General features: G+C 62.1%; 26 protein-coding genes. 15 read left to right on the forward strand and 11 right to left on the reverse strand.

Annotated features, from left to right (window positions below; all coding sequences use genetic code 11):
* Positions 1-112 precede the first annotated feature (112 nt).
* The 3 genes from IV500_RS09500 to IV500_RS09510 are packed head-to-tail and all read left to right on the forward strand — an operon-like array spanning position 113 to position 1,809.
* Complete coding sequence (locus IV500_RS09500; protein ID WP_196396559.1) at positions 113-625, forward strand: DUF3099 domain-containing protein; 513 nt, start codon at positions 113-115, stop codon at positions 623-625.
* Positions 622-900, forward strand: a complete 279-nt coding sequence (locus IV500_RS09505; protein ID WP_196396560.1) for a hypothetical protein — start codon at positions 622-624, stop codon at positions 898-900. Before IV500_RS09500 ends, IV500_RS09505 begins: the two co-directional genes overlap by 4 nt.
* Positions 901-921: 21 nt before the next feature.
* On the forward strand, positions 922-1,809 hold the full coding sequence (locus IV500_RS09510) for an SURF1 family cytochrome oxidase biogenesis protein (protein ID WP_196396561.1): 888 nt from the start codon (positions 922-924) through the stop codon (positions 1,807-1,809).
* A gap of 130 nt (positions 1,810-1,939) precedes the next feature.
* On the opposite strand, the gene IV500_RS09515 is transcribed toward IV500_RS09510, so the two are convergent.
* Positions 1,940-2,260: a hypothetical protein gene (locus tag IV500_RS09515; RefSeq protein ID WP_196396562.1), complete on the reverse strand. Its 321-nt coding sequence runs from the start codon at positions 2,258-2,260 to the stop codon at positions 1,940-1,942.
* Between the two features lie 159 nt (positions 2,261-2,419).
* The gene (gene abc-f / locus IV500_RS09520; RefSeq protein WP_196396563.1) at positions 2,420-4,018 is read right to left on the reverse strand and encodes a ribosomal protection-like ABC-F family protein; all 1,599 of its coding nucleotides are present in this window, start codon (positions 4,016-4,018) and stop codon (positions 2,420-2,422) included.
* A gap of 210 nt (positions 4,019-4,228) precedes the next feature.
* Here abc-f and IV500_RS09525 point away from each other — a divergent pair, with 210 nt between their 5' ends.
* The 3 genes from IV500_RS09525 to IV500_RS09535 are packed head-to-tail and all read left to right on the forward strand — an operon-like array spanning position 4,229 to position 6,182.
* Positions 4,229-4,867, forward strand: coding sequence for a biotin transporter BioY (locus tag IV500_RS09525; protein WP_196396564.1), 639 nt, complete (start codon positions 4,229-4,231; stop codon positions 4,865-4,867).
* Positions 4,864-5,559, forward strand: a complete 696-nt coding sequence (locus IV500_RS09530; RefSeq protein WP_196396565.1) for an energy-coupling factor ABC transporter ATP-binding protein — start codon at positions 4,864-4,866, stop codon at positions 5,557-5,559. Before IV500_RS09525 ends, IV500_RS09530 begins: the two co-directional genes overlap by 4 nt.
* Positions 5,559-6,182 (forward strand): energy-coupling factor transporter transmembrane component T family protein, encoded by a 624-nt coding sequence (locus IV500_RS09535; RefSeq protein WP_196396566.1) that lies wholly within the window; start codon positions 5,559-5,561, stop codon positions 6,180-6,182. Before IV500_RS09530 ends, IV500_RS09535 begins: the two co-directional genes overlap by 1 nt.
* Positions 6,183-6,279: 97 nt before the next feature.
* Here IV500_RS09535 and IV500_RS09540 read toward each other — a convergent pair whose 3' ends face one another.
* The 7 genes from IV500_RS09540 to IV500_RS09570 all read right to left on the reverse strand — a co-directional run bounded on the left by IV500_RS09540 (position 6,280) and on the right by IV500_RS09570 (position 12,167).
* Positions 6,280-6,978, reverse strand: a complete 699-nt coding sequence (locus IV500_RS09540; protein ID WP_196396567.1) for a Pr6Pr family membrane protein — start codon at positions 6,976-6,978, stop codon at positions 6,280-6,282.
* A 147-nt stretch (positions 6,979-7,125) separates the two neighbouring features.
* Positions 7,126-7,470, reverse strand: a complete 345-nt coding sequence (locus IV500_RS09545; RefSeq protein WP_196396568.1) for a metal-sulfur cluster assembly factor — start codon at positions 7,468-7,470, stop codon at positions 7,126-7,128.
* Between the two features lie 38 nt (positions 7,471-7,508).
* Positions 7,509-8,273 carry a Fe-S cluster assembly ATPase SufC gene (gene sufC / locus IV500_RS09550; RefSeq protein WP_196396569.1) on the reverse strand — a complete coding sequence of 255 codons (765 nt, stop codon included), beginning with the start codon at positions 8,271-8,273 and terminating at the stop codon, positions 7,509-7,511.
* Between the two features lie 18 nt (positions 8,274-8,291).
* Positions 8,292-8,669 carry a non-heme iron oxygenase ferredoxin subunit gene (locus IV500_RS09555; RefSeq protein WP_196396570.1) on the reverse strand — a complete coding sequence of 126 codons (378 nt, stop codon included), beginning with the start codon at positions 8,667-8,669 and terminating at the stop codon, positions 8,292-8,294.
* Positions 8,669-9,955 carry a Fe-S cluster assembly protein SufD gene (sufD, locus tag IV500_RS09560; protein WP_196396571.1) on the reverse strand — a complete coding sequence of 429 codons (1,287 nt, stop codon included), beginning with the start codon at positions 9,953-9,955 and terminating at the stop codon, positions 8,669-8,671. The genes IV500_RS09555 and sufD overlap by 1 nt, the downstream gene beginning before the upstream one ends.
* A complete protein-coding gene (gene sufB / locus IV500_RS09565; protein WP_196396572.1) occupies positions 9,955-11,430 on the reverse strand; it encodes a Fe-S cluster assembly protein SufB in 1,476 nt (491 codons plus the stop codon). Before sufB ends, sufD begins: the two co-directional genes overlap by 1 nt.
* Entirely contained in the window at positions 11,430-12,167 is a 738-nt protein-coding gene (locus IV500_RS09570) for a helix-turn-helix transcriptional regulator (protein WP_196396619.1), read from the reverse strand. The genes sufB and IV500_RS09570 overlap by 1 nt, the downstream gene beginning before the upstream one ends.
* Positions 12,168-12,498: 331 nt before the next feature.
* On the opposite strand from IV500_RS09570, the gene IV500_RS09575 reads away from it, so the two are divergent.
* The 3 genes from IV500_RS09575 to IV500_RS09585 are packed head-to-tail and all read left to right on the forward strand — an operon-like array spanning position 12,499 to position 15,189.
* Positions 12,499-13,455: an ABC transporter ATP-binding protein gene (locus IV500_RS09575; RefSeq protein ID WP_196396573.1), complete on the forward strand. Its 957-nt coding sequence runs from the start codon at positions 12,499-12,501 to the stop codon at positions 13,453-13,455.
* Positions 13,452-14,228, forward strand: coding sequence for an ABC transporter permease (locus IV500_RS09580; RefSeq protein WP_196396574.1), 777 nt, complete (start codon positions 13,452-13,454; stop codon positions 14,226-14,228). Before IV500_RS09575 ends, IV500_RS09580 begins: the two co-directional genes overlap by 4 nt.
* Positions 14,229-14,232: 4 nt before the next feature.
* The gene (locus IV500_RS09585) at positions 14,233-15,189 is read left to right on the forward strand and encodes a COX15/CtaA family protein (protein WP_196396575.1); all 957 of its coding nucleotides are present in this window, start codon (positions 14,233-14,235) and stop codon (positions 15,187-15,189) included.
* A gap of 304 nt (positions 15,190-15,493) precedes the next feature.
* Here the strand turns inward: IV500_RS09585 and IV500_RS09590 are convergent, their stop codons facing one another.
* The gene (locus tag IV500_RS09590; protein WP_196396576.1) at positions 15,494-16,441 is read right to left on the reverse strand and encodes a heme o synthase; all 948 of its coding nucleotides are present in this window, start codon (positions 16,439-16,441) and stop codon (positions 15,494-15,496) included.
* Between the two features lie 409 nt (positions 16,442-16,850).
* Here IV500_RS09590 and tkt point away from each other — a divergent pair, with 409 nt between their 5' ends.
* From tkt to pgl, 6 genes are all read left to right on the forward strand, one after another.
* Positions 16,851-19,055 (forward strand): transketolase, encoded by a 2,205-nt coding sequence (gene tkt, locus IV500_RS09595; protein ID WP_196396620.1) that lies wholly within the window; start codon positions 16,851-16,853, stop codon positions 19,053-19,055.
* A 75-nt stretch (positions 19,056-19,130) separates the two neighbouring features.
* Positions 19,131-20,288, forward strand: coding sequence for a transaldolase (tal, locus tag IV500_RS09600; protein WP_196396577.1), 1,158 nt, complete (start codon positions 19,131-19,133; stop codon positions 20,286-20,288).
* Positions 20,289-20,292: 4 nt separating this feature from the next.
* Positions 20,293-21,927, forward strand: coding sequence for a phosphoglucose isomerase-related protein (locus IV500_RS09605; protein ID WP_196396578.1), 1,635 nt, complete (start codon positions 20,293-20,295; stop codon positions 21,925-21,927).
* A 4-nt stretch (positions 21,928-21,931) separates the two neighbouring features.
* On the forward strand, positions 21,932-23,476 hold the full coding sequence (gene zwf / locus IV500_RS09610) for a glucose-6-phosphate dehydrogenase (RefSeq protein ID WP_196396579.1): 1,545 nt from the start codon (positions 21,932-21,934) through the stop codon (positions 23,474-23,476).
* On the forward strand, positions 23,473-24,411 hold the full coding sequence (locus IV500_RS09615) for a glucose-6-phosphate dehydrogenase assembly protein OpcA (RefSeq protein ID WP_196396580.1): 939 nt from the start codon (positions 23,473-23,475) through the stop codon (positions 24,409-24,411). Before zwf ends, IV500_RS09615 begins: the two co-directional genes overlap by 4 nt.
* A complete protein-coding gene (gene pgl, locus IV500_RS09620; RefSeq protein WP_196396581.1) occupies positions 24,408-25,217 on the forward strand; it encodes a 6-phosphogluconolactonase in 810 nt (269 codons plus the stop codon). Before IV500_RS09615 ends, pgl begins: the two co-directional genes overlap by 4 nt.
* Here the strand turns inward: pgl and IV500_RS09625 are convergent.
* Positions 25,198-25,572 (reverse strand): RNA polymerase-binding protein RbpA, encoded by a 375-nt coding sequence (locus IV500_RS09625; RefSeq protein WP_196396582.1) that lies wholly within the window; start codon positions 25,570-25,572, stop codon positions 25,198-25,200. The two genes, pgl and IV500_RS09625, sit on opposite strands and share 20 nt — an antisense overlap.
* Positions 25,573-25,600: the final 28 nt, after the last annotated feature.

Here is a 25,600-nt window from a genome sequence, read left to right on the forward strand (position 1 = left end):
TTCCTCCATGATCGTTCCCGGATTGAATCCTAGCCGTTGAACACAAAACCTTGCATCAACTTTGGCCGCAGCCGCCTCACAGTGCGAGAATGGAAACGGCCCTTGGAGCGTGATGAGAAACAGAGCAGCACATCCGGCCGGTTACACCGATGGTGCGCCCGGCCCGACGAAAGACCGAACCCATACCGGCTCAGCCGATGTGCACAACATCACCGATGCGCCCATTGCCCACAGTGATGACATGCATCGTCGCATGGTGAAGTACTCCTTGGCCATGGGTATTCGGCTGGTATGCCTTTTTCTGATCTTCGTGCTCCCCGGCTGGTTCAAGATCATCGCCATTGTCGGGGCCGTCGCCTTGCCGTGGTTCGCGGTAATCATCGCCAATGGAGGCAGCGACACTGTCAATGAGCACGCGGTATCCCTGTTGGATCAGGCGCCGCTGGGCGAGTTGGAGGCTCCGGGCCCGCGAACCGCTGAGGGAACGGATGCCGGCGACGGGGAATCGCCGACGCTGCAGGGTGAAGTCATTCCTTCCGACCCCGGGGACGATCCCACGGCCAGGAGCCGGATAGAGGGCGGCCGGACCGAGGGCGGCCGGACCGATGGCGGCCGGACACCATGAACCTTTTGGACATGCTGGATGGCCAGCGGCCGGCGGAGGAATTGATCTGTTCCAGGCGCGGCTGCCGTGCCTTGGCAACGTCCAGATTGCTGTGGAATAATCCTAAAATCCATCCGCCGGAACGCCGCAAAGTCTGGCTGGCATGCGGGGAACATATTCAATGGCTGGAAGACTATCTGCGAAGCCGAGGACTCTGGCGCGAAACCTTGCCGGTGCCGGTGCCGGAACGGCAGGCGCCTCCCGGTGCGCATCCGGAATCCACGGAAACCCACTGAGAAAGACCACTAGTCATAGCAATGTACAAATTTCTTCTCACCGGCCGGTGGCTTGGCTATCTGCTGATCGCGGCCATCTTTGCGGCCGTTTGTGTCGGCCTTGGCTTCTGGCAGCTGGATCGGCGGACCGAGGTGCGGGCGGACATAGCCAAGATCACCAACAACTATTCCGCCGCGCCCCTGACGGCAGGGCAGGCCCAGCCGCTGTTCCAAAAGCTGGCCCCGGATAAGGAATGGAGCCAGGTAACGCTCACCGGCAGTTATGACATATCTCAGCAAAGAGTTGTACGGAACCGCCCGCTCAACGGTCAGCCCGGCTACGAGGTCGTAGTTCCGCTCAAGCTGACCACCGGGAAAACGGTCATCATCGACCGCGGCTGGCTGCCGATCGGCAATAATGAGGGCGGGCGGCCGGATACAATACCTGAGCCGTCCACCGGAACCGTGACCGTCGTCGCCCGCCTTCGACCGGCGGAGCCGACGCTTCAGCGCGGGGCACCGGCAGGCCAGCTTGCCTCCATTGATTTGAGCGCCTATGCCAACGAGCTCGGCTACCCGATTCTGACCGGCGCCTACGCGCAGATGGCGCAGGAGACACCCGCGGCAGCCACGAATCCGGTAGCTTTTCCAACGCCTTCCATCGACGAGGGACCGCATCTGAGCTACTCGATGCAGTGGTTCGCCTTCGGCATTCTTTTTTTCGTCGGCTATGGTTACGCGGCTCGCCAGCAGGCGCTGCTGGACCGCTATCTCGCGGAACAGGAATCGGAAGACATGGCCGACTCCGAACAAGCGTACGGACGCGGATCCGCTTTTACCCAGCGCAAACCGCCGCGGCCAAGCAGGCCCGGACGCCGCGCCACCGCTGAAGAGGAAGAAGACGCCGTCCTGGACGCCCAAGGCTTCTAGATTCCCGGCACCGGCGGACACCCGCGTGGGCACCCGGCTGGGGAGCCGAATTTCGCATCGGCCGGCACTGGTTCTCCCGCAATCCAGGAAGGAAACCGCCCCGGCATTTGTCCAGCCTGTCGCTTCGGGGCTATCGCACAGGGCGGATGGCCAAACGCCGGGAAGCCTGCAGTGCCTGCTCATAAGTCAGGACCGGGTGGCCGCCGAGGACAGACTCAGTAAACATTCGACCGGCCCGCTTCTCGATCTCGGTGACCTGATGGTCCGGATTGGTTACGGTGAGAAATTGTCCATCCTCATGGACCGCTATGCGCATCTTTACACCTTGAGCGGAGGATATTAAGCGGCCAACAAATGCTGCTGCATCGTAGGAGAGGTCCCGCGACGGAAGGACAAATCCTCCGCCGTGCAGCAGAACATCAAGGCAAACGTCAATATCAGGCTCGCTCATGGCTCGGGGCCTCGCAGAGAATAGCGGAAGCGATCCTGACTTCCGTGGCGGCGGGTCTTTCTCAATACCTGAAACCAGGTCCTGACTCTCCCGTCAGGCTACACACGAACCCGCAGATGACAAAATACGTGCGCCGGGCTGCAGCTCCCGCAGCGACCCTTAAGCCAGCGTTATCAGGTCGAGGTAATCCTCGTTCCAGTGATCCTCCACGCCGTCCGGCAGCAGGACGACTCGCTCCGGGTTCAGCGCCTCGACCGCGCCTTCATCGTGGCTGACCAGAACGACTGCACCGCTGTAGTTGCGCAGCGCGCCGAGGATTTCCGCGCGGCTGGCAGGATCCAGGTTGTTAGTCGGCTCATCCAGCAGCAGCACGTTGGCTGATGACGCCACGATAGTGGCCAGGGCCAGCCTGGTCTTCTCACCACCGGAAAGGACACCGGCGGGTTTCTCCACGTCGTCTCCGGAAAAAAGGAAAGAACCAAGAATGTTGCGTACCTCGGCATCATCCATGTCCGGAGCGGCGCTGCGCATATTGGCCAGCACCGTGCGTGAGGTGTCCAAGGTGTCATGTTCCTGGGCGTAGTAGCCAACCTTCAAACCATGACCGGCGATGACTTCTCCGGTATCCGGCTTATCCACTCCGGCCAGCATCCGAAGCAGCGTGGTCTTACCGGCACCGTTGAGACCAAGTACGACGACCTTCGATCCCCTGTCGATGGCCAGGTCCACGTCGGTGAAGATTTCCAGCGAACCGTAAGACTTGCTCAGCCCTTCTGCGGTCAGCGGAGTCTTTCCGCACGGCGACGGATCGGGGAAGCGCAGGGCCGCTACGCGGTCGTTCGCACGAACTTCCTGCAGACCGTTAAGCAGCCGCTGGGCGCGCTTAGCCATATTTTGCGCCGCGACCGCCTTGGACGCCTTAGCGCGCATCTTATTGGCCTGATCCATCAGGACGCCCGCCTTCTTCTCCGCGTTGGCCCGCTCACGCTTGCGGGCGCGTTCATCGGTTTCGCGTTGTTCCAGGTACTTCTTCCAGCCGAGGTTGTACTGATCAATGGTGGCGCGGTTGGCATCAAGGTTATAGACCTTATTAACCGTTGCTTCCAACAGGTTGGTGTCGTGGCTGATCACAATCAGACCGCCGGCGTGGTTCTTCAAAAAGTCGCGCAACCAGGCAATCGAATCGGCGTCAAGGTGGTTGGTTGGTTCATCGAGGAGCATGGTTTGTGCACCCGAGAACAGAATCCGGGCCAGTTCAACACGCCGGCGCTGGCCGCCGGAGAGCGTCTTCAACGGCTGATTGAGCAGCCGGTCCGGCAATGCGAGGTTGGACGATATTGCTGCGGCCTCCGCTTCAGCGGCATACCCGCCATTGCTCAGGAACTCGTGTTCAATCCGGTCGTAGCGGGCCATTGCCTTCGCCTGCACGGCGGTGTCTTCGCTGGCCATGTCGGCCTCGGTCTCGCGCAGCTTGGTGATCACCACATCCAGACTCCGGGCCGAGAGAATCCGGTCCCGGGCCAACTGTTCCATGTCTGGCGTACGCGGATCCTGCGGCAGATAGCCGATTTCCCCGCTTCGGGTCACCTTGCCCGCCGCGGGAAGGGCCTCGCCGGCCAGTACCTTGGTCAGGGTTGTTTTCCCCGCACCGTTGCGGCCCACCAGCCCGATCTTGTCCCCCTTGTCGACGCGGAAGGACACTTCGTCCATGAGTAAACGCGCCCCCGCACGCAACTCAAGGTCTTGGACGATAATCAAGGTAGTAGCCTTTCACTTCAGGTTCACATGGATGCAGGTCTCCGGTCCGTCGCAACGACGGCATGGGCAGCCCTCCCAGTCTAACGAGGTGCCCGGCTGACAAAGTGCAGTGTCCAGAGCAGCGCAGGTGTACCGACGATCTGCGGCAGGCAAAGTATCATGTTGATCACAGGCACTGAAGCCCACCAGCGCGACATGAAAGCTTAAAACATGCCTAATACCGACCAGACACAGCCCTCAGTTGTGGGTGCCCGCGGATCTGCGTCTGCGCCCACAACCCTGCGCCGGCGATCACGATGGACCGCGGTCGACCTCGCGCTAATAGCTGTCTTTGCAGCTTTACTGGCCGCTTCGGTTGCCGTTCCGGGCGTTCCTGCCGGTCCTTTCGGCGTTCCGATCACACTGCAGACCCTGGCCGTTTCCCTTTGCGGGCTTGTCCTGGGCTTTGGGCGCGGAACCGCCGCCGTCGGGCTGTATATTCTGCTCGGGCTGATTGGCCTTCCGATTTTTGCCGGTTTCCGGTCCGGTCCTGCCGTTCTGGCGGGACCCTCGGCAGGCTACATTATCGGATTCCTGCTGGCCGCAGCAGCAGTGGGATTTCTCACACCATGGGCACTGCGGCGCAGGCGCAAAGCCGGATGGCTTTTCGGCGTAGCAGTGCTGGGGATGCTCATCCTGCATGCAAGCGGTGTCGCGGGATTCCTGCTGAAGGGAATGGGACTTTCCACGGCTGTGCTCGCCGACGCCATCTATTATCCCGGTGACATCATTAAAAACATTCTCGCCGTAGGACTGGCGTTAAGCCTGCACCGGGCGTTTCCCGATCTCCTTCGGCGCCGCCGGACGTGAGTCATGTCCTGCTGCAGGAAGCTTCATTCAGTGCGGAAACCTCCGGTGGTTCCGTCCGCATCATCCTCCAACCAACGACGCTGGAACTGAGCGAGCAGCGCATTGCCGTCATTGGGGCCAACGGCTCGGGCAAATCCACGCTCCTGCGGCTGCTCAATGGGCTGCTGCTGCCGAGCACCGGAAGCGTCAGCGTGGACGGTCTCGACACCCGGGCCGACGGCGGCGCCGTCCGCCGGCAGGTCGGCTTTGTTTTTACCGATCCACTCTCCCAGCTGGTCATGCCGACCCCGCTGGAAGATCTGGAGTTGTCCCTGCGGCGCCGCGTCAAATCAACAACGGCGCGTCGGCAGGAGGCTGCGCGGCTCCTGCAGGAATACGGCCTCGAGCCGCTGGGCGGCAATAGCATTTACGAGCTTTCCGGCGGGGAGCGCCAACTGCTGGCACTGGCAACGGTTCTGGCGGTCGAACCAACGCTGCTGGTACTGGATGAGCCATCCACCCTGCTGGATTTGCGCAACACGCGGCTGCTGCGCAGCAGGCTGGCAGGGCTGAACCAGCAACTGATTCTCTCCACCCATGACCTAGAGCTGGCCCTGGACTGCAGCCGGGCACTGGTGATGGACGCCGGTCAAGTGGTCTTTGACGGCGCGGCAGCGGACGCCGTGGCGCACTATCGGGGCATGTACAGCTGATGCGCGGTCATGCCTACCTCGTCGGCGCCTATTGTCCGGGCCGCTCCGTCGTGCACCGGGCTCCCCTGTGGCTCAAGGGCCTGCTTCTGCTGGCTGTCGCCGTCGCCTGCTTTGCGTTCCCTCAGGTGTACCTGACCAGCGCCGTGCTGGCCGCCGTCGTCGTCCTGCATTTCGCCGCGCGCCTGCCTGCGGGACGGCTTTGGCAGCCGGTGCGAGTGATGCTGATCTTCCTGGTACTCATTGCCGGCTATCAATATTTGCAGTCCGGGCCGGGGACGGCATGGCAGGTGGTGGCCGCAATCATGGCCACGGTTCTGGCGTCCAATATTGTCACCGCGTCCACGCCCATCGCGACCCTGCTGGACTCCCTGGAGCGGGCGGTGGAGCCGCTGCGCCGCTTCGGCGCGGACCCCGAACGCTTTTCGTTGACTGTCTCTCTCATGCTGCGCAGTATCCCTTTTGTCATCGGGGCGTTCGACGACGTCCGCGACGCCGCGCGGGCCCGCGGGTTGGAGCGGAACGTGCGCGCCCGGACTTTGCCCGTGCTGATCGGAACGGTCGCTTATGCCCGTGCGACCGGCGAAGCGCTGGCCGCGCGTGGTCTAGGGGATCCGCTGGATTAGCGGGCCTTCGCGGGTGAGAAAGAACGTGTGAGCCGCCACCGTCACGAAGAAGACCTGACGCGCAAGGGACTTTACTACCAGCGAGGGAGCGTCACAATTACCGCGCCGAGGCCTGCGGTTTTGCATCCGGCGCCGGGCGCAGCGTTCGGTCCAGCCAGTAGTAGACGAAGCCTACGGCCAGAAAGACGACGCCGACCAGGATGCAGTTGACGATCACGAGGGCACCCTGCTCCGTCACATTGATGAATGGATACGGATACCAGCCGGTCAACGCGCCGCGGATAACCGTATAAATGCACCAAATGACCGGAAAGACCAGAATCAGAAACGTGGTTTTGATACTAATCCGCGGTCGCGGCCCGAACACTACCCAACCCAGAATGACCATCAGAGGTACCACGTAATGCAGGATTCTGTCCGCGTAGAGGCCGGCGCCTCTCAGCGCCTGGATTTCCGGCAAGTCCCGGAGCAGAAAGAACTGGATGATCATGGTGACCGTGATGTTCACCAGTGACATCAGGCGCAGCACCCGCCAGACCTGGCCCCCAGCCCGGGCGGAATTTGCTGCCAGGGTCAGGGAGATGAAAAGCACCAGAAAATTGCTTTCGATCGTGAAGTAGCTGCCAAAATTCCACCACGCGTTAGCCGGGTCCACCGCATACCGGGGGCCATTCACCAATGCATAGATTTGAAAAATAAAACCGGCGGCTCCGATTAACGCCGTCGCCAGATGCCAGGTCCGGCCCAAAAACGCCAGCGATAGCAACGAGGGGGTGCGCGACGCAACGTCAGTCATTGCCTCAGAGTACCCTGCGGGCTCAGAAACGGGGGCAAAAAAGTCACCGCCTGCCGGAACAGCACGTTCCGGCAGGCGGCGGCTTAGGGTTTCCCCCTTACCGTCCTCCGCAGTCGCAGGGAGCGCGACGTAGCGACGCAGCGACGCTTAGATATTGAAGCCCAGGGCCCGCATCTGGTCCCGACCGTCGTCGGTGATTTTTTCCGGCCCCCACGGCGGCATCCATACCCAGTTGATCCGCCACTCATCGACAAGATCGCTTACCGAGTTCTCGACCTGCTCTTCAATGACGTCCTGCAGCGGGCAAGCCGCCGTCGTCAGGGTCATGTCAATGAGCAGAGCACCGTCGTCGCCATAGCGCAGGCCGTACAACAGGCCCAAATCGACCACGTTGACGCCCAGCTCGGGGTCAATGACGTCCTTGAGGGCTTCTTCAACATCCTCCAGATTTGTCTGGGCCGGATTTGCTGGGGTGGTACTGGTCTCAGTCATTTTTCCTTCTGACATTTATCCATCCGTACGGATGGATATTAGGCCTGTGCTGTCGCGGGCAGGAAGCGGTCGTAGCCTTCTGCTTCGAGCCGATCAGCCAGTTCCGGTCCGCCCTGCTCGGCGATGTTGCCGTCAACGAAGACATGGACAAAGTCCGGCTTGATGTAGCGCAGGATGCGGGTGTAGTGAGTGATCAGCAGCGTACCCATGGTGCCATCTTCGTTGGCGCGGATGACACCCTCGGACACAACTTTCAGCGCATCCACATCGAGCCCCGAATCGGTCTCGTCCAGGATGGCGAATTTGGGCTTGAAGAGCTCCAGCTGCAGAATCTCGTGCCGCTTCTTTTCGCCTCCCGAGAAGCCCTCATTGACGTTGCGCGCGGCAAATTCGGGTTCGATCCGCAGTTGAGCCATCGCGTCTTTGACGTCCTTGGTCCAGGTCCGCAGTTTCGGGGCCTCCCCGTCAATGGCGGTCTTGGCGGTGCGCAGGAAGTTGGTCACCGTTACGCCCGGAATTTCCACCGGGTACTGCATGGCCAGAAAAAGTCCCGCGCGGGCGCGCTTGTCGACGCTCATCGCCAGCACGTCTTCCCCGTCGAGGGTGATGGAACCGCTGTCCACCACATATCGGGGGTGGCCCGCAATGGTCGATGCCAGGGTGGATTTACCGGAGCCGTTAGGCCCCATGATGGCGTGCGTTTCACCGGAATTGATAGTCAGGCTAACGCCCTTGAGGATTGGCTTTTTTCCCTGCTCAGTATCGATACTGACGTGCAGGTCCTTGATTTCCAGAGTAGACATACCCTAATTTCTCCTTGTTTAAGCTTCGGATTCCGGGGCGGCAACCCCGTTAAGAATGTTTTCCACGTCCACATACACGTCTGCGCCATCCACGGCCAGCGCAAATACGGGTATCGGCTCGAAGGCCGGCAGCGTCAGTGCTTCGCCAGTGCGCAGATCGAACGAGCTCCCATGCGCCCAGCACTCAATGGTCTGGCCCTCGACGTCGCCTTCGCTGAGGGAAATTTCCCCATGCGAGCAGGCGTCGCCGATAGCAAAAAGATTACCCTCGGAGTCTTTGACCACCGCAACGGCAAAACCATCCACCTCCAGGCGCTTGGCGCTTTTGAGGCTGACGTCGTCCACGGTACAGACGAGACGGCCGGCCGGTTGGCGGTTTTCCGAGGGTGCACCCATCAGAGGGCGCCCGCCTTCAATTCGCGTTCGACGGCGTCCCTGAGCCGCTCTTCGAGGGCCGGAACCTTAATCTGCTGGATGATCTCGTTGAGGAAGCCCCGGACCACCAAGCGCCTGGCCACGTCTTCGGGAATACCGCGGGCCTGCAGGTAGAACAACTGCTCGTCGTCGAACCTGCCGGTGGCACTGGCGTGCCCGGCGCCCTCGATCAGGCCTGTCTCAATCTCCAGGTTGGGTACGGAGTCCGCCCGCGCACCCTGGGTGAGGATCAGGTTCCTGTTCATCTCATAGGTGTCGGTGCCCTCGGCTTCCTTGCGGATCAGCACGTCGCCAACCCACACCGAGTGCGCATCCTTACCCTGCAGCGCGCCCTTGTAGGTGACGCGTGATTTGCAGTTGGGCACCGAATGGTCAACGAAAATCCGCTGCTCAAAGTGCTGTCCGGCGTCGGCAAAATACAGTCCGTACATTTCGATGTCGCCGCCGGGGCCCGCGAAACGGGCCGAGGGGTTGATACGGACCAGATCGCCGCCGAGGTTGACTACGACGTGCTTGAGCTTGGCATCGCGGCCGATTTTCATCTGCTGCGAGCTGGCGTGCGTGGTGCCGTCCGCCCAGTCCTGAATGCTGACCACGGTCAGCCGTGCGCCGTCCTCCACCAGGATTTCGACGTTCTCGGAAACGACTGCCGAGCCGCGGTGATCAAGTACGACGACGGCGTCAGAGTTGGCCTTGGCGTGGACGAAAATGTGGCTGGCCGCGGGAGCATTCCCCGCCCCGGTCAGGGTCACCGTGGTGACGTGTTCCTCGGAGCGGCCGTCAAACTCGGCGGGCACGGTGATAACGGTTGCCTCGTTGACGGCCCCCCACGCGGCGGCGGAAACCCGGTCATCGGGAATACCCGCACTTCCGATCCGTGCGTCGTCACGGCCCACGGTCTCGATGGTCACCGCGTCGGGTTTGTGGACAGCGACGGTGGGGGCAGCGCCGTCGAGCGCCACCTTGTCCAATCCGCGCAGTCGCTTCAGCGGCGTGAACCGCCAGTCCTCTTCGCGTCCCGTGATGGCCGGAAAATCAGCCACCTGGTAGGAAGTCAGCCGTCCGGCCCGTGAGCTGTCCGGAATGCCGGCGCCGGCGCCGTGGCTGTGCGACTTCGCTGCCGCACCGCCGAGCGGGGACGCCACCGGGTTGATTTCGGAGAGCTGCTCGCCCTCCTCGTCCATGCCCGAGATCCGGCGCACATTGCTGGCCGCGGATGTTTCCTTTGTCAGTTCAGCGTTGGTCATTAACCCACAGCCCCTTCCATTTGAAGTTCGATCAGGCGGTTGAGCTCCAGGGCGTACTCCATCGGTAGCTCGCGGGCAATCGGCTCGATGAATCCGCGCACAATCATCGCCATGGCCTCATCCTCTGGCATTCCGCGGGACATTAGGTAGAACAGCTGCTCCTCGCTCACCCGGGACACCGTTGCCTCATGTCCCATCGAAACGTCGTCTTCGCGGACGTCGACGTAGGGGTACGTGTCGGAGCGGGAAATCGTATCCACCAGCAAAGCGTCGCAACGGACGGTATTGGCCGAATGCGTTGCGCCCTCCCGGATCTGGACCAGACCGCGGTAGGCCGAACGCCCACCGCCGCGGGCCACCGATTTGGAGATAATGGACGACTGCGTGTTCGGTGCAATATGCACCATCTTCGATCCGGTGTCCTGGTGCTGGCCCTCACCGGCAAAAGCGACCGAGAGGGTTTCCCCCTTGGCGTGCTCGCCAACAAGGTACACGGCCGGGTACTTCATGGTCACCTTGGAGCCGATGTTGCCGTCGACCCACTCCATGGTGGCTCCCTCATGCGCAATGGCACGCTTCGTCACGAGGTTGTAGACATTGTTCGACCAGTTCTGAATGGTCGTATACCGGACGCGTGCACCCTTCTTGACGACGATCTCCACAACGGCGGAGTGCAGCGAGTCCGAGGTGTAGATCGGTGCCGTGCAGCCCTCGATGTAATGAACGTAGCTGTCCTCATCCGCGATGATCAGCGTGCGCTCAAACTGGCCCATGTTTTCCGTATTGATGCGGAAATATGCCTGCAGCGGGATCTCAACGTGAACGCCCTTGGGGACATAGACGAACGAGCCTCCGGACCAGGCGGCCGTATTCAGCGACGCGAACTTGTTATCGCCCACCGGGATGATGGTGCCGAAGTACTCGCGCATGATCTCAGGGTGTTCCTTCAACGCGGTATCCGTGTCAAGGAAGATCACGCCCTGCCGTTCCAGGTCCTCACGGAGCTGGTGATAGACCACCTCGGACTCATACTGGGCTGCAACGCCCGAGACCAGGCGGCTGCGCTCGGCTTCGGGGATACCGAGCTTCTCGTAGGTGTTCCGGATATCCTCGGGGAGCTCCTCCCACGATTTGGCCTGTGACTCAGTGGAGCGGACAAAGTATTTGATGTTGTCGAAGTCAATCCCGGAGAGGTCAGCACCCCAGGTAGGCATCGGCTTGCGGTCGAAATACTTCAGACCCTTCAGACGAAGATCCAGCATCCACTCCGGCTCGCCCTTTTTGGCGGAGATATCACGTACCACGTCCTCGTTGATTCCGCGGCGGGCATTATCGCTTATCTCGTTTTTGTCCGACCAGCCGAAGGCATAGTTACCAATGCCTTCCAACTCCGGGTTGTTTTCCAGAATGTGCGAAATCGTGGTGTCTTCGACAGCACTCTTTGCGCCTACGTCCTGCGCTATTTGATCCGTCATCACGGCCTTTCTTGCTGATGGTTGGATGCTTCACTAAGCGGCCGGGCCCCGGTGCCTGCCGCAACGGCAGGCACCCGGACCCGTCCCGTTGGTATATGGGTGGTACACACATGGCCGCCGCGGGCCAACGTCGAAAGCCGGCGCACGTCCACGCCAAGCAGACGGGAAAACACTTCAGTTTCCGCATCGCAGAACTGTGGAAATTCCGTGGCGAGCTCTTGTATGGGGCAGTGTCCTTGGCACAGCTGCTGGGCCGACAGCGCCGACGCACCGTGAATGGTTGCCGCCGACGCCACGAACCCGTCACCGCTCAGGGCGTCGGCCAACGCGCGGGACCGTTGTGCAACATCGGATCCGGCTGCCTCCACAATGGGCAGGTAGCGCCGTTCCATCCCGGCAAAGCGGCTGGCGGCAAAATCCTTGACGGCGGCATCACCGCCGAGGGCAGAGAGCTGTTCCAAGGCCGTACGGGCTATCTCCAAATAGTCGTCACCGAGTTCGCTTTGGCCCCGCCGCGACAGCACGTAACGCCGGGCCGGCCGGCCCGCACCGGATTTGGCGTTGCTGGTCAGTTTAACCTCGATAACGCCCCCCTCGGACAGCGTGTCCAAATGGCGGCGGATGGCCGCCGGCGTCAATCCCAGTAGCGTGCCCAGTTGTGCGGCGCTTACCGGGCCGTGCTCCAACACCGCTGCCCGCACCCGATCTCGTGTGCGGTCGTCACTTTCGGGCAGCATGCCGGATTTGAGTCCGCGAGAAGACAACACGGGCGTCTGGCTGGCTGGCAAACTCACGCTCACGAAGCACCTCCACTCCCGACTGGATTAAGTACGGCTGGAGCAAAAAAACCCGCCGGTTTGCGGACAGTTCGGTTGACTCCATATTAGATAACACAATCATGATCTAATTTAGTCCCGCTGGCCAGTAAGGTAAACCTACCCGTACCACGAAACAGCCGAAGGGAGATTCGTGGCCTGCACCGGTCACCAGCGCAGGGGACACCAGCGCCTTGAGGCCGGCATGGTCGGGTCTGTCCGGGGGGTCTACTACATCCCGTAGAATGGCACTGTGCCAGAACCCACCGCCCCTGCCCTGATCATCGACGGCTTGATCCGGGATGTCGGCCCGATCCCCGCTCTGGACGGCCGGATGAAACGGATTATCAGCGGCGTGTACCTTACGGCGCAGTTCGGCCAGGTGACGGCATTGCTCGGGGCAAACGGAGCCGGTAAGACCACCACTATTGAATGCGCGCAGGGGCTGCAGCGCCGCGATGGCGGTACGATCTCGCTGCTCGGTGAGGACCCGGACAAGCCCAGCGCCGCTCTTCGTGCCCGCGTGGGAGTCATGCTGCAGGACGGCGGACTGCCTCCGTCCGCGCATCCGCTCCCGCTGCTGCGGCATGTGGCGCACATGTATGAGTCGCCGCGCTCCGTCGATGAACTGGCGGACCGGCTGGGCATTAGAGCCTTCGCGGACACGGCAATCCGCAGGCTCTCCGGCGGGCAGAAACAGCGAGTGGCTCTGGCGGCAAGCCTGGTCGGTAACCCCGAAGTCCTATTTTTGGACGAGCCCAGTGCCGGGCTGGACCCGCAGGCCAGAAGGATGGTCTTTGAACTGATCCGCGAGCTGCGGGACGAGGGACTGGCGATTGTTTTGACCACGCATTTGCTCGACGATGCGCAGAAGCTTGCTGATTACGTCTACATCGTCGATGCCGGCGCAACCGTTGCCGCGGGGACCGTCGCGCAGCTGCTCAGCCAGGCCACTTCGGCCGAAGCGCAACGAACCGTCACCTTTGAAGCACCTCCTGGACTCGATCCCGCCGCGGCGCTTCGCCGCGAACTCTCGGTAAGCCAGACGCGGCCAGGAAGTTACTCCGTCACCGGGCCGTTAGAACCAAGTGATCTGCTTGAGCTCGCCACATGGTGGGCCGCTGTCGGCGTCATGCCAACTTCTTTGCATCTGGCCTCACGATCGCTGGAGGACGTCTTCCTCGCACTCTCCGGAACGGAGCTTCGATGACCCTCCCCGCCACTCGCCCGCTGCCGGCGCGTTCTAAGCCGGCAGCGCTGAGCCGTCGGATCCTGTTGCAGGGCCGCTACGAAACACTGACGATGCTGCGCAATGGCGAGCAGCTGATCCTGGCCATAGTCCTGCCACTGTTGGCCCTGGTGGCGCTGGCCGTCACTCCCCTGCTCGATGGTCTTGGTGCCAGCCGGATCAACATTGCCACGCCAGGAGTTCTGGCCCTGTGCGCAATGTCCACGGCCTTCACGGGTCAGGGCATTGCCACCGGATTCGACCGCCGTTATGGTGTGCTGCGTTTCCTGTCCACCACACCGCTGGGCAAGGCCGGACTGATAGCCGGTAAGGTGCTGGCCGTGCTGGCGGTGCTGGTGCTGCAGGCAGTCGTCGTCGCCGTCATCGCCCTGTTCATGGGCTGGCAGCCGCCGCTGACCGGAATCCTGCTCGGAATCCCGCTGTTGGCCTTGGGCGCCGTAGCCTTTACCGCGCTGGGCCTGCTGGTTGCTGGTACCGTACGCCCGGAAGCCACGCTGGCCATCACGAATCTGCTGTGGATACTGTTTGGTGCCTTGGGCGGGATAGTGCTGCCTCCCACGCGCCTACCGGACGCCGTATCTGCAGTCGTGCATTTCCTGCCATCCGGGGCGTTGGGCGAGGCAATGCGTGATGCGCTGGTGCACGGGCAGTTCAATCTTTTGTCCGTTGTAGTCTTATTAGGGTGGTCGTTTGTGGCCTCCGCAGCGGCAATTCGTTGGTTCAAGTGGAGTTGAAATAGTGACCGTTTCTCAGGAAAAAACCGGACAGACCCATCCGCAGCGGCCCGGCCTTCGGGCCCGGCTGCCGCGCAGCATCACCCCCGCGCTGCGTCGGCTCTCGGTGGCCTCACTGATCGGTCAGTCCGTCCTGATCGTCAGTGGCGGCGCGGTCCGTTTGACGGCCTCCGGCCTTGGTTGTCCTACCTGGCCCCGCTGTACAGCCGGTTCGCTGGTGAACACGCCGGAAATGGGAATCCACGGCATTATCGAGTTTGGTAACCGCACGCTGACCTTCGTGCTGGCCGTCGTTGCGGCTCTGATGCTGGTCGCATTGTGGAACCTGCGCAAGGAACGCAAGGATTTGTTCTGGCTCGCTTTCGGACTCCTGGCAAGTATTCCCGTCCAGGCCGTCATTGGCGGCATTTCCGTGCTGATGCAGCTCAATCCCTGGGTGGTAGGGCTGCACTTCCTGGTCTCCGCCGCCTTGGTTATTTTTTCCATGCTGTTGGTGAACAGGACCTACGGCAGAACCGGAGCGGGTGCGCCACAGGCACGCCGCCGTCCCACTAAAACCATCCGCCAGCTGGCTGTCGTCACCTCGGTATGCACCGGACTCGCTGTGCTGCTCGGCGTCATGGTGACCGGCTCCGGTCCGCACGCCGGGGATGCCAATGCCCCCCGGAATGGGCTCAATTCCGATCTCATTACCCGAATTCATGTGCTGCCCGTGTATGTCTTGGTAATCAGTGCCGTGGTGCTGCTTGTCCTGCTGTGGCGGCGCGGAGCCGGGGATCTGCTCCGGCACGGCGCGATACTTCTGGTGGCTGCGGTGCTGCTTCAAGGAGCGATCGGCTACGCTCAGCACTTCACCGGACTACCGCCGGTATTGGTGGGCCTGCACATGCTGGGCGCCGCCACTTTGCTGGCCGCTTCCACGAACTTTACTGATCTTTCCGTCTCCCGCCGGCGCCGCTAGGCCCTGCCACAACGAAAAATGGCGCCTGTCCAGGTGGTCTACGTGGGGCCAGGGCGTCAGCCAACGAAACAAGCGGCAGAGAGCGGTTTAACCCACCGCGGGCCGGCACGACGCCGAAGGTCACACGCCGCCGTCGCACCGAAGTGGAGGCGGTTGCAGCCACCTGCGGCCAGCCGGATAGTCAGCGACCCCGATAGTCGGGGTTTACAAGCCCGTTAGTCGGGGTTTACAAGCCCTTTAGTCGGGACCTTCACCAGTCCCATAATCGGGGCTTACAAGCCAATCCGATAGTTGAGGCCTGCCGCTAGCCGAAGAGCGGGATTCCAACGAAGGGGTCCACTGCCAGGGCCAGAAAAAGCAGCGTCAGGTAGCTGATCGAGCCGTGGAATACTTTCATGGCACCCTTGTTGGTGACCTCGCCATGGCGCGCATTGTTGTGCAGCTTATGCGCCTCGTAGAGGAACCATACGCCCGCTGCCAGTGCCACCACACTGTAAACAATGCCCGCCCGGCCCAGCGGGATCATCAACAGCGAGCAGACCACCATGGCCCAAGTGTAGAGAACTACTTGAACGGCGACGATCCTTGACCCGGCGATGGCACCCAGCATCGGAACCTTGGCGGCGTTGTAATCATCGCTGTAGCGCATTGACAGCGGCCAGTAGTGCGGTGGTGTCCAGAGGAAGATCACCATGAACAGGATTACGGCCGGCCAGTCAAGGGAATTAGTGACGGCAGCCCACGCAATGAAGACGGGCATGCAGCCAGCGGCCCCACCCCAGACAATGTTCTGCGAGGTGCGGCGTTTAAGGATGAGCGAATACACCACGACGTAGAGGAAAATTGCCACAATGCCGAGCATTCCGGTGAGCGGATTGGCGCCAAACCATAAAATGACAATGGCAGAGACAGCCAGAACCCAGGAAAAAATAAGTGCCTCCCGGGGCGACACGGCGCCAGTCACCAGCGGCCTGTTTTCGGTCCGGTGCATCAGTTTGTCGATGTCGCGGTCGATATAGCAGTTAAAGGCACCCGAGCTGCCTGCCGCCAACGCGCCTCCGACCATTGTCGCTACCATCAGCCAGACATCCGGGACGGCCCGGGCGGCGAAAAACATGGTCGGCAAAGTCGTAACCAGCAACAGCTCGATCACCCGGGGTTTAGTCAAAGCCACGTAGGCCTTGACCTTGCCGCCGAACCCGAGGGTGCCCCTCTGGACGGTGGGGGCGATCGGGGTATCAGTTGCACTCACGGAAGGTCACCATGTTCTATCTGCGTCGTTCTAGCTGTGTCGTTCTGTGGCCCATTCACCGGCCCGGGCGTCACCGTCGAAGTCAATCAAGGCAAGCCGAGGAGCCGCAGCCCAAAGTATCCCTATTATCATAGCCGGGATCGCGCTGCCGGCCCGCGTCCGTTGGCCTGTCCTTTGTTATCCCCCGGTTGCGTAACCTTACGTGCAGGTATGCTGCCGGCCCTCATGGCTCAGTGTCCCCCGGGTGCCTTTAAGACTAAGGTGGAAATTAGTGAGAATAGATCTGTTTCGACGGTGAACAGCAGCTGCTGACGGGGAAGTGCAGGACTTACCCGTCGCGGAGGGGTGCCGTAAGGTGCCTGCGCGTGATCCGTACACACCGAACGAGAGGGCCCCGTACGTGGCACATCTGGAAGAAGAAGCACTGTCATGGACCACATTGGACCAGCGCGCCGTTGATACGGTCCGCGTGCTGGCGGCAGACGCGGTGCAGAAAGTCGGCAACGGACATCCCGGCACTGCCATGAGCCTGGCACCGGCCGCCTATCTTCTGTTCCAGAAGCTGCTCCGCCACGATCCGTCGGATCCGCAGTGGACCGGCCGCGACCGCTTCGTTTTGTCCCCCGGGCACACCTCGCTGACGCTTTACATTGAATTGTTCCTCTCCGGCTATGGCTTGGAGCTGAAGGACCTGGAAGAACTGCGCACGTGGGGCTCCAAGACACCGGGTCACCCGGAATACCGGCACACCAAGGGGGTGGAAATCACCACTGGCCCGCTGGGCCAGGGACTGGCGTCCGCCGTCGGCATGGCGTTTTCCCAGCGCCGGGACCGCGGCATGTACGATCCGGACGCGCCGGCCGGAACCAGCCCGTTCGATCACACAATTTGGGCGTTTGCGTCCGACGGCGACATGCAGGAGGGCGTGACGAGCGAGGCCAGTTCGCTGGCCGGCCACCAGGAACTCGGCAATATGGTGGTCCTTTATGACCAGAACCATATTTCCATTGAAGACGACACGGACATCGCCTTCTCCGAGGACGTGCTGAAACGGTACGAAGCGTACGGCTGGCATATCCAGCGGGTGGATTGGACCAAGACCGGCGAATATGTCGAAGACGTCCAGGAGTTGTACTCGGCTCTGCTGGCGGCCAAGGCGGAGACGTCCAAGCCGTCGATCATCGCCCTGCGCAGCATTATCGGCTGGCCGGCCCCTACCTTGCAGAACACGGGCAAGGCCCACGGTTCCGCGCTGGGCGCCGATGAGGTTGCGGCCACCAAGAAGCTGCTCGGCTTCGACCCGGAGAAGTCCTTCGTGGTGGAGCCGGAGGTTTTGGCCCACGCCCGTGAGGTAAAGACGCGTGGCCGGGAGCTGCGTGCCGACTGGGAAAAGGCATTCGGCGCGTGGAAGGAAGCGCACCCGGAACAAAACAAGACCTTGGAGCGCATAGCGGCACGCAAGCTGCCGCAGGGGTGGGACCAAAAACTCCCGACCTTCACTGCCGGCGAAGACGTTGCCACCCGCAAGGCGTCCGGAAAGGTGCTCAACGCGATTGCCGCAGAGCTGCCGGAGCTATGGGGCGGTTCCTGTGACTTGGCCGAATCGACCAACACCGCTTTCGACGGCGGCGCGTCGTTCATCCCGGCAGGCAAGCAGACCGAGCTGTGGAAGGGGAATCCATACGGGCGGACCCTGCATTTCGGTATCCGGGAACACGCGGCAGCAGCGATTGTCAACGGGATCGTGATGCACAGCAGTTCCCGTGCCTTCTCCGCGACCTTCCTGATCTTCAGCGACTACCAGCGGCCGGCGGTCCGGCTCGGCGCACTGATGGGCGTGCCATCCATCTACGTATGGACGCATGATTCGATCGGGCTCGGCGAGGACGGTCCGACCCACCAGCCGGTGGAGCAACTCGCCGCATTGCGGGCAATTCCGGGTCTGGACGTGGTCCGTCCCGGAGATGCCAACGAGGTCTCCGTCGCGTGGCGGACGATTCTGGAAAACACCGACAATCCCGCCGGAATTGTCCTGACCCGTCAGAACATCCCCACCTTTGCCCGCGGCGACGGTGCAGCGGACGGTGACACGTTCGGCTCAACCGAAGGAGTGGCACGAGGCGGTTACATTCTGGCTGAAGCGTCCGACGGCGGCAGGACCGTGACACCCCAGGTCATCATCATCGGAACCGGTTCCGAGGTTCAGCTCGCCGTGCAGGCACGGGAAACGCTGCAGACCCAAGGCATCCCCACCCGCGTCGTCTCGATGCCATGTCTGGAATGGTTCAACAAACAGGACGTACAGTACCGCGAGCTGGTTCTGCCCACCACTATCAAGGCACGGGTCTCCGTGGAGGCGGGCATAGCGCAGTGTTGGTACCAGCTGGTCGGAGACAACGGCCGGACCATTTCGCTGGAGCACTTCGGCGCATCGGCGGACTACAAAACTCTCTTCCGTGAATTCGGTATTACCGCTGAGGCAGTCACCGCCGCAGCCAAAGATTCGCTCGCTGCAGTCAACGGTGGAACCGGCTCCCCCGCTCAGGATTCCCTGAGCAAAACCTCGCCAGCCCCTTCCGGGGCCGAGTCATCGTCCACCGGAGATCAAAAGTAGCGACAGAACGAAGTGCAGTGCGATCTTGAATACAGTGCGATCTTGAATACAGTGCGATCTAAGGAGCCAACAGCAATGACCACCACCCATTCCGAACAGACCAACCGGACTTCCACCACAGCTGCGCTCTCCGATGCCGGAGTGTCGATCTGGCTCGATGACCTCTCCCGCGAGAGCATCGTTACCGGAGACTTGCTCAATCTGATCAAGGAGAGCAACGTCGTCGGGGTCACCACCAACCCGACCATCTTCGCCGGTGCCCTGGCCAACGGAGAGTCTTACGCCAGCCAGGTTGCTTGGTTGGCCGCCGCCAAGGCTGACTTGGATACAGCCGTTTTCAAGATCACCACCGACGACGTCACCGCCGCCTGCGATGTGTTTGCGGCGACAGCCGAAGCGACGGAGGGAGTCGACGGCCGTGTCTCCATTGAGGTGGACCCGCGGCTGGCCCGGGATACAGCCGGCACCGTTGAGAATGCCAAGAAACTTTTTGACAAGGTGGGACGTTCCAACGTATTCATCAAAATCCCGGCCACCGAAGAAGGTCTTGGTGCCATCACCGCGACCCTGGCCGCAGGAATCAGCGTCAACGTCACGCTGATCTTCTCGCTGGACCGGTACCGCGGAGTAATCAACGCGTTCATGCTGGGTCTGGAGCAGGCGAAGGAAAACGGTCATGACCTGACACACCTCCATTCCGTCGCGTCCTTCTTCGTGTCCCGCGTGGACAGCGAAATCGACAAGCGCCTGAACAAAATCGGCGGCGCAGCAGCCGCGGCGCTCAAGGGCAAAGCCGGGATTGCCAACGCCCGCCTGGCCTACCAGATCTACCAGGAGCAGTTCGGCTCTGAACGCTGGCAACTGCTCGCCGATGCCGGCGCCAGGGTGCAGCGTCCGCTCTGGGCTTCCACCGGGGTGAAGGACCCGTCGTATCCGGACACCATGTACATCACCGGACTGGTGGCCGGGAACGTCGTCAATACGATTCCGCGCAAAACTCTCGCCGCCACCCAGGACCACGGCGAAGTCACCGGCGACACGATCACCGGCGGCTACGCTGATGCCAACGCCGTGCTGGATCAGCTCGAAAAGGCCGGCGTTCCGTACAACGACGTCGTAGCCCAGCTCGAGACCGAAGGCGTGGATAAATTCATCGTGAGCTGGAATCAACTGCTTGAAACCGTGCAGAAAGCCCTGGCTAAAGCCACGGGTTCTGCTCAGTCGGAGGCTTAATTTCATGGCATCCTTAGGCTTCGAGGCAACGGGAGCCGCCCAGCAGGCGGTTGAGAAACACATTGGCACGTTGGTCGCGGAGCGCGTCGCGTCGCGGGTTTTTGCCAAGGACCCCACGCTGTGGGGTCCGGATGCGGAGTCTGAATCCGCGGTCCGGCTGGGTTGGGTGGACGCGCCGGCGGTTTCAGCGCCGCTGGTAGAGCAGATCCTGGCACTGAAAGCGGAACTGCACGCCGAGGGTGTCACACACATCGTGCTGGCAGGCATGGGCGGCTCATCGCTGGCACCGGAGGTCATCACCAAGACGGCCGGCGTAGAACTCACGGTGCTGGACAGTACCGATCCCGAGCAGGTCCGTGCAGCGCTGTCGGAACGCTTGAGCGAGACCGCCATTGTGGTTTCCTCCAAGTCGGGATCCACGTTGGAAACCGATTCGCAGCGCCGGATCTTCGAACAGGAATTGGGCAAAGCAGGCGTCGATGCCAAGAGCCGGATCATTATCGTCACCGATCCCGGGTCTCCTCTTGAAGCCGATGCCCGTAAGGCCGGCTACCGTCGGGTCTTTACCGCCGATCCGGACGTTGGCGGCCGGTACTCGGCACTGACGGCCTTTGGCCTGGTGCCCTCCGGTCTCGCAGGTGTGGACATTGCGGCGTTGCTCGATGATGCCGAGGAGGCTGGGGAAGTTCTTCGCGATGACGCCGACGACAATATCGGCCTCGCGCTCGGGGCTGTCTTAGGCGGAACGGATCCGCTGCGCAACAAGATAGTGATTGTCGACGAAGGCTCCGGAATCAATGGCTTCGCGGACTGGGCCGAACAGCTGATTGCTGAGTCCACCGGCAAGCTGGGAACCGGTCTCCTGCCGGTTGTCGCGGACCGCGAATCCCCCGAGGTCACCTCGGCTGCACCGGATGTACTGGTGGTCCGCCTGATTGCGCCCGACGCGGACGTTTCCCTGGCGGATAATCAGATCGCCGTGTCCGGGGATCTGGGCACGCTGATGATGCTGTGGGAGTTCGCCGTTGCCGTGGCCGGCCGTCTTCTGGGCATCAACCCGTTCGACCAGCCGGATGTGGAAGCAGCGAAGAAGGCTGCGCGCGGTCTCTTGGACAGCACCCCTGCCGCCGCACCCGCGGACTTTGTCGACGGCGCCATCGAAGTCCGCGGAGCGCCTTGGCTCGGGGAGGCGCGCTCTGTGGAGGAGGCGTTGGCTGCCCTCTTTGGCCAGCTGGGATCGGACGGCTACCTCAGCGTCCAAGCGTATCTTGACCGAGTCACGTTCGCGCAGCTGCCTCAGGTCAGGGACGAGCTGTCGGCAACTGTTGGACGCCCCGTGACTTTCGGCTGGGGCCCCAGATTCCTGCATTCCACCGGCCAGTTCCACAAAGGCGGCCCTGCCATCGGGGTCTTTCTGCAGCTCACGGCGGAGACCAAGGAAGATCTGGCAATACCCGATCGGCCCTTTACTTTCGGCGAGCTCATAGCGGCCCAGGCCGCCGGAGACGCGCAGGTACTGGCCGAACATGGCCGTCCCGTGCTCCGTCTGCACTTCACGGATCGTGCGGCCGGCGTGGAACAATTCACCTCCGTGGTGGCCGGGCTCTCCGGCCAGCTCACCGACAGCCAAGGCAACTAAAAATATGCCCCAAAGCGATCCCACTAAAAGTCCGAACCCGCTCCGGGACAGCCGCGACAGGCGGCTATCCCGGGTGGCGGGCCCATCGTCGCTCGTGATTTTCGGGGTCACCGGCGACTTGGCCCGCAAGAAACTCATGCCGGCCGTCTACGATCTGGCCAATCGGGGTCTATTGCCTCCAAGTTTCGCCTTAGTCGGATTTGCGCGCCGGCAATGGGAGGATGAAGACTTCGCGGTGGTGGTCAAAGAAGCGGTTATGGCGCATTGCCGGACACCGTTTGTCGACAGCGTTTGGGAGCAGCTCGCCGAGGGAATTCGTTTTGTCCAGGGCGAGTTCGACAACGGCGCGTCCTTCGAGGAGCTAAAGGCAACGCTGGACGAGCTCGATGTGCAGCGGGGCACGCGCGGCAACCACGCGTTCTACCTATCGATTCCGCCGAAGGCCTTTGAACTGGTCTGCCGACAGCTCTCCGTGCACGGTTTAGCGCAGGCCAGCGGGGATGCATGGCGCCGGGTCGTGATCGAAAAGCCGTTCGGGCACGACTTGGGGTCCGCCCGCGACCTGAACGAGATCGTGGAATCCGTGTTCCCCACCGATTCGGTTTTTCGGATCGACCACTATCTGGGCAAGGAAACCGTACAGAATATCCTCGCCCTTCGCTTTGCCAATCAGTTCTTCGAGCCGCTCTGGAACTCCAATTATGTGGACCATGTCCAGATCACCATGGCCGAGGACATCGGAACCGGCGGGCGCGCCGGTTACTACGACGGCGTTGGGGCAGCCCGCGACGTGATGCAAAATCATCTCCTGCAGCTCTTGGCGCTTACGGCCATGGAGGAGCCTATCTCCTTCAATGCCGGAGACCTCCGTGCGGAAAAAGAAAAGGTGCTCGCTGCCGTTAAGTTGCCGGATGATCTTTCAAAGCATTCCGCCCGCGGCCAGTTCGCCGGCGGATGGCAGGGCGGTGAGAAGGTCTTGGGGTATCTGGAGGAAGATGGTATTCCGATCGATTCCACTACCGAAACGTTCGCTGCGATCCGGCTGGATATCAATACCCGGCGCTGGAGTGGCGTGCCGTTCTACCTGCGGACCGGTAAACGGCTGGGGCGGCGGGTGACGGAGATCGCCGTCGTCTTCAAGCGTGCACCGAACCTGCTGTTCACCGACAACAAGAAGGATGACTTTGGCCAGAACGCCGTCGTGATCCGTGTGCAGCCCGACGAAGGAGTCACCATCAGGTTCGGCTCCAAGGTCCCTGGGACGCAGATGGAAGTCCGCGACGTCACAATGGACTTCGGCTACGGCCATGCCTTCACCGAATCCAGCCCAGAGGCGTATGAACGCCTGATCCTCGACGTACTGCTCGGTGAACCGCCGCTGTTCCCCAGGCATCAGGAGGTCGAGCTATCCTGGAAAATACTGGATCCGTTCGAGGACTTCTGGGCCGCCGAGGGCACCCGGCCGCAGGCATATGCACCCGGCTCCTGGGGACCGGCGTCGGCCGATGATCTCCTGGCCCGCGATGGAAGGACCTGGAGAAGACCATGATCGTTAATCTGCCCGGAACCACGACGTCCAAGGTTTCCAAGAAAATTATGGCGATGCGGGAAGAGGGAGGAGTGGTTACCCTCGGGCGTGTGCTGACCTTGGTGGTACTCACCAGGGTCGGCTTCGAGGAGGAGAACATCGAGGCGGCGAACTTGGCCAGCCGCGAACACCCCTGCCGCATTATCGTCTTATCAGAGGGCTCATCCGCGGAAGCTACGCGCCTTGATGCGCAGATCCGGGTCGGCGGTGATGCCGGGGCCTCCGAGGTCATCATCCTGCGCGGTTACGGTGAGCTCGCAACGCAAAGTGAATCCCTGGTTTCCGCCCTGTTGCTGCCGGATGCCCCTATCGTCGCCTGGTGGCCACACGGTGTCCCCGATAAGGCATCGACCACGTCGATCGGACGCATAGCACACCGCCGAATAACCGATTCAGCCAATGAACCGGACCCGCGGGCCGCGCTGGAGCACATCAGCGCAACCTACGCCGGCGGCGACACCGACCTCGCCTGGACCCGGCTGACGCACTGGCGGATCCAGTTGGCCGCTGTCCTGGACCAAGTCGATCCCGAACCGGTTACTGCAGTGACTGTTGAAGGCGCCGCGGACTCCCCCAGCACCTTCCTGCTGGCCGCTTGGCTGTATTGTGCCCTTGGTGCACCTATCCGGGTGGTGGATGACCCCGCAGGAACAGGAATCCGCCGCGTGGTCCTTGAACGTGACGGCGGTAACGTCGAGCTGGTACGCCCTGGAACGGTGGAAGCGTTTTTGACCCAACCAGGTCAGCCCGAGCAACGCATTTCGCTTCCGCGCCGAACCCTGCAGGACTGCCTGGCCGAGGAGCTTCGCAGGCTGGACCCGGATGAGGTCTTTGGCGAGGTCATCACTGACGGGCTTGCCCGACTGCTGGAACACGAAGGGGCGGCGGGGGTATGACCTCCAGCCTGCGCATCAATATTCATCCGACCTTCGAAGTCCTCGCCGCAACCACCGCTGCCCGGTTGATTACCAGGGTCCTTGACGTGCAAAGCGACCGGGGCGAGGCCACGGTTGTGCTCACCGGAGGCAGCGTCGGTATTGCTACCCTCAAGGCGGTCGCCGCTTCGCCGGCGTGCCCGGCAGTGGACTGGAGGCAAGTGAATTTCTGGTGGGGAGACGAGCGTTTTGTCCCTTCCGACTCCGCGGAACGAAACTGCGTGCAGGCCCAGGAATCGCTGCTGGACCACATCGCTGTTGACCCCGCCCGCGTCCACCGGATGGGGGCCTCCGATGAGTATGCCGACCCGGCAGCGGCGGCCCAGGGCTACATCCGCGAACTCACTGCCGCTGCCCTTGCTGAACATCATCGGTACCACGATCGTCCGGATGAAGCCCCCGCACCAACGCTTCCGCGCTTCGACGTCCTCCTCTTGGGAATCGGCCCGGACGCACACATTGCTTCGCTTTTTCCTGAGCTGGCCGGAATCCGGACCAAAGACGCCAACGTGGTGGGGGTGGCCGGCGCACCGAAACCGCCGCCGCTGCGCATCTCGTTGACGTTGCCGGCGATCAGTTCAGCCGACGAAATCTGGCTGGTCGCCGCCGGCAGCGACAAGGCCGGAGCTGTAGGCCTTGCGCTGGCCGGCGCGAATCCGGTCCAGGTTCCGGCGGCGGGACCGCGCGGCCGGTCAAAGACCCTGTGGCTGATCGATCAGGATGCTGCCGCGAAAGTTCCGCAGCAGCTCACTCTCCGGCAGGATTAGCGGCCCGCAGTTTCGCCAACGCCCCGCTGAGCAGCTCTTCACCTTCTGCCGCAGTCCGCCGTTCCTTGACATAGTCGAGGTGGCTTTTATAGGGGCTTTCGGCTCCACCGGCTCCCGCCAAAGCCTGCGTGCGGGACGCACGTTTTCCACAGCGCCGGCAGTCCCAAAACGCCGGGATCTGCATCTGCGGAAGCTGCGCGAACACCGTGATGGTCTCGTGGCCGCTGCCGCACCAATAGGAAATCCGGATGCGGGGCACTGGCTCCACATCCGGATTCTCGTTTTGCATAGGTGACCGGCCGCCTGCCGTGGCGCCTACCCTTGTCCCGTTGAAACCACCGCTGATGTGAAGCACCGCACAGACTCCCTACATTGGGAACAGC

Source organism: Arthrobacter terrae (assembly GCF_015708085.1).
Taxonomy (GTDB): Bacteria; Actinomycetota; Actinomycetes; order Actinomycetales; family Micrococcaceae; genus Arthrobacter_M; species Arthrobacter_M terrae.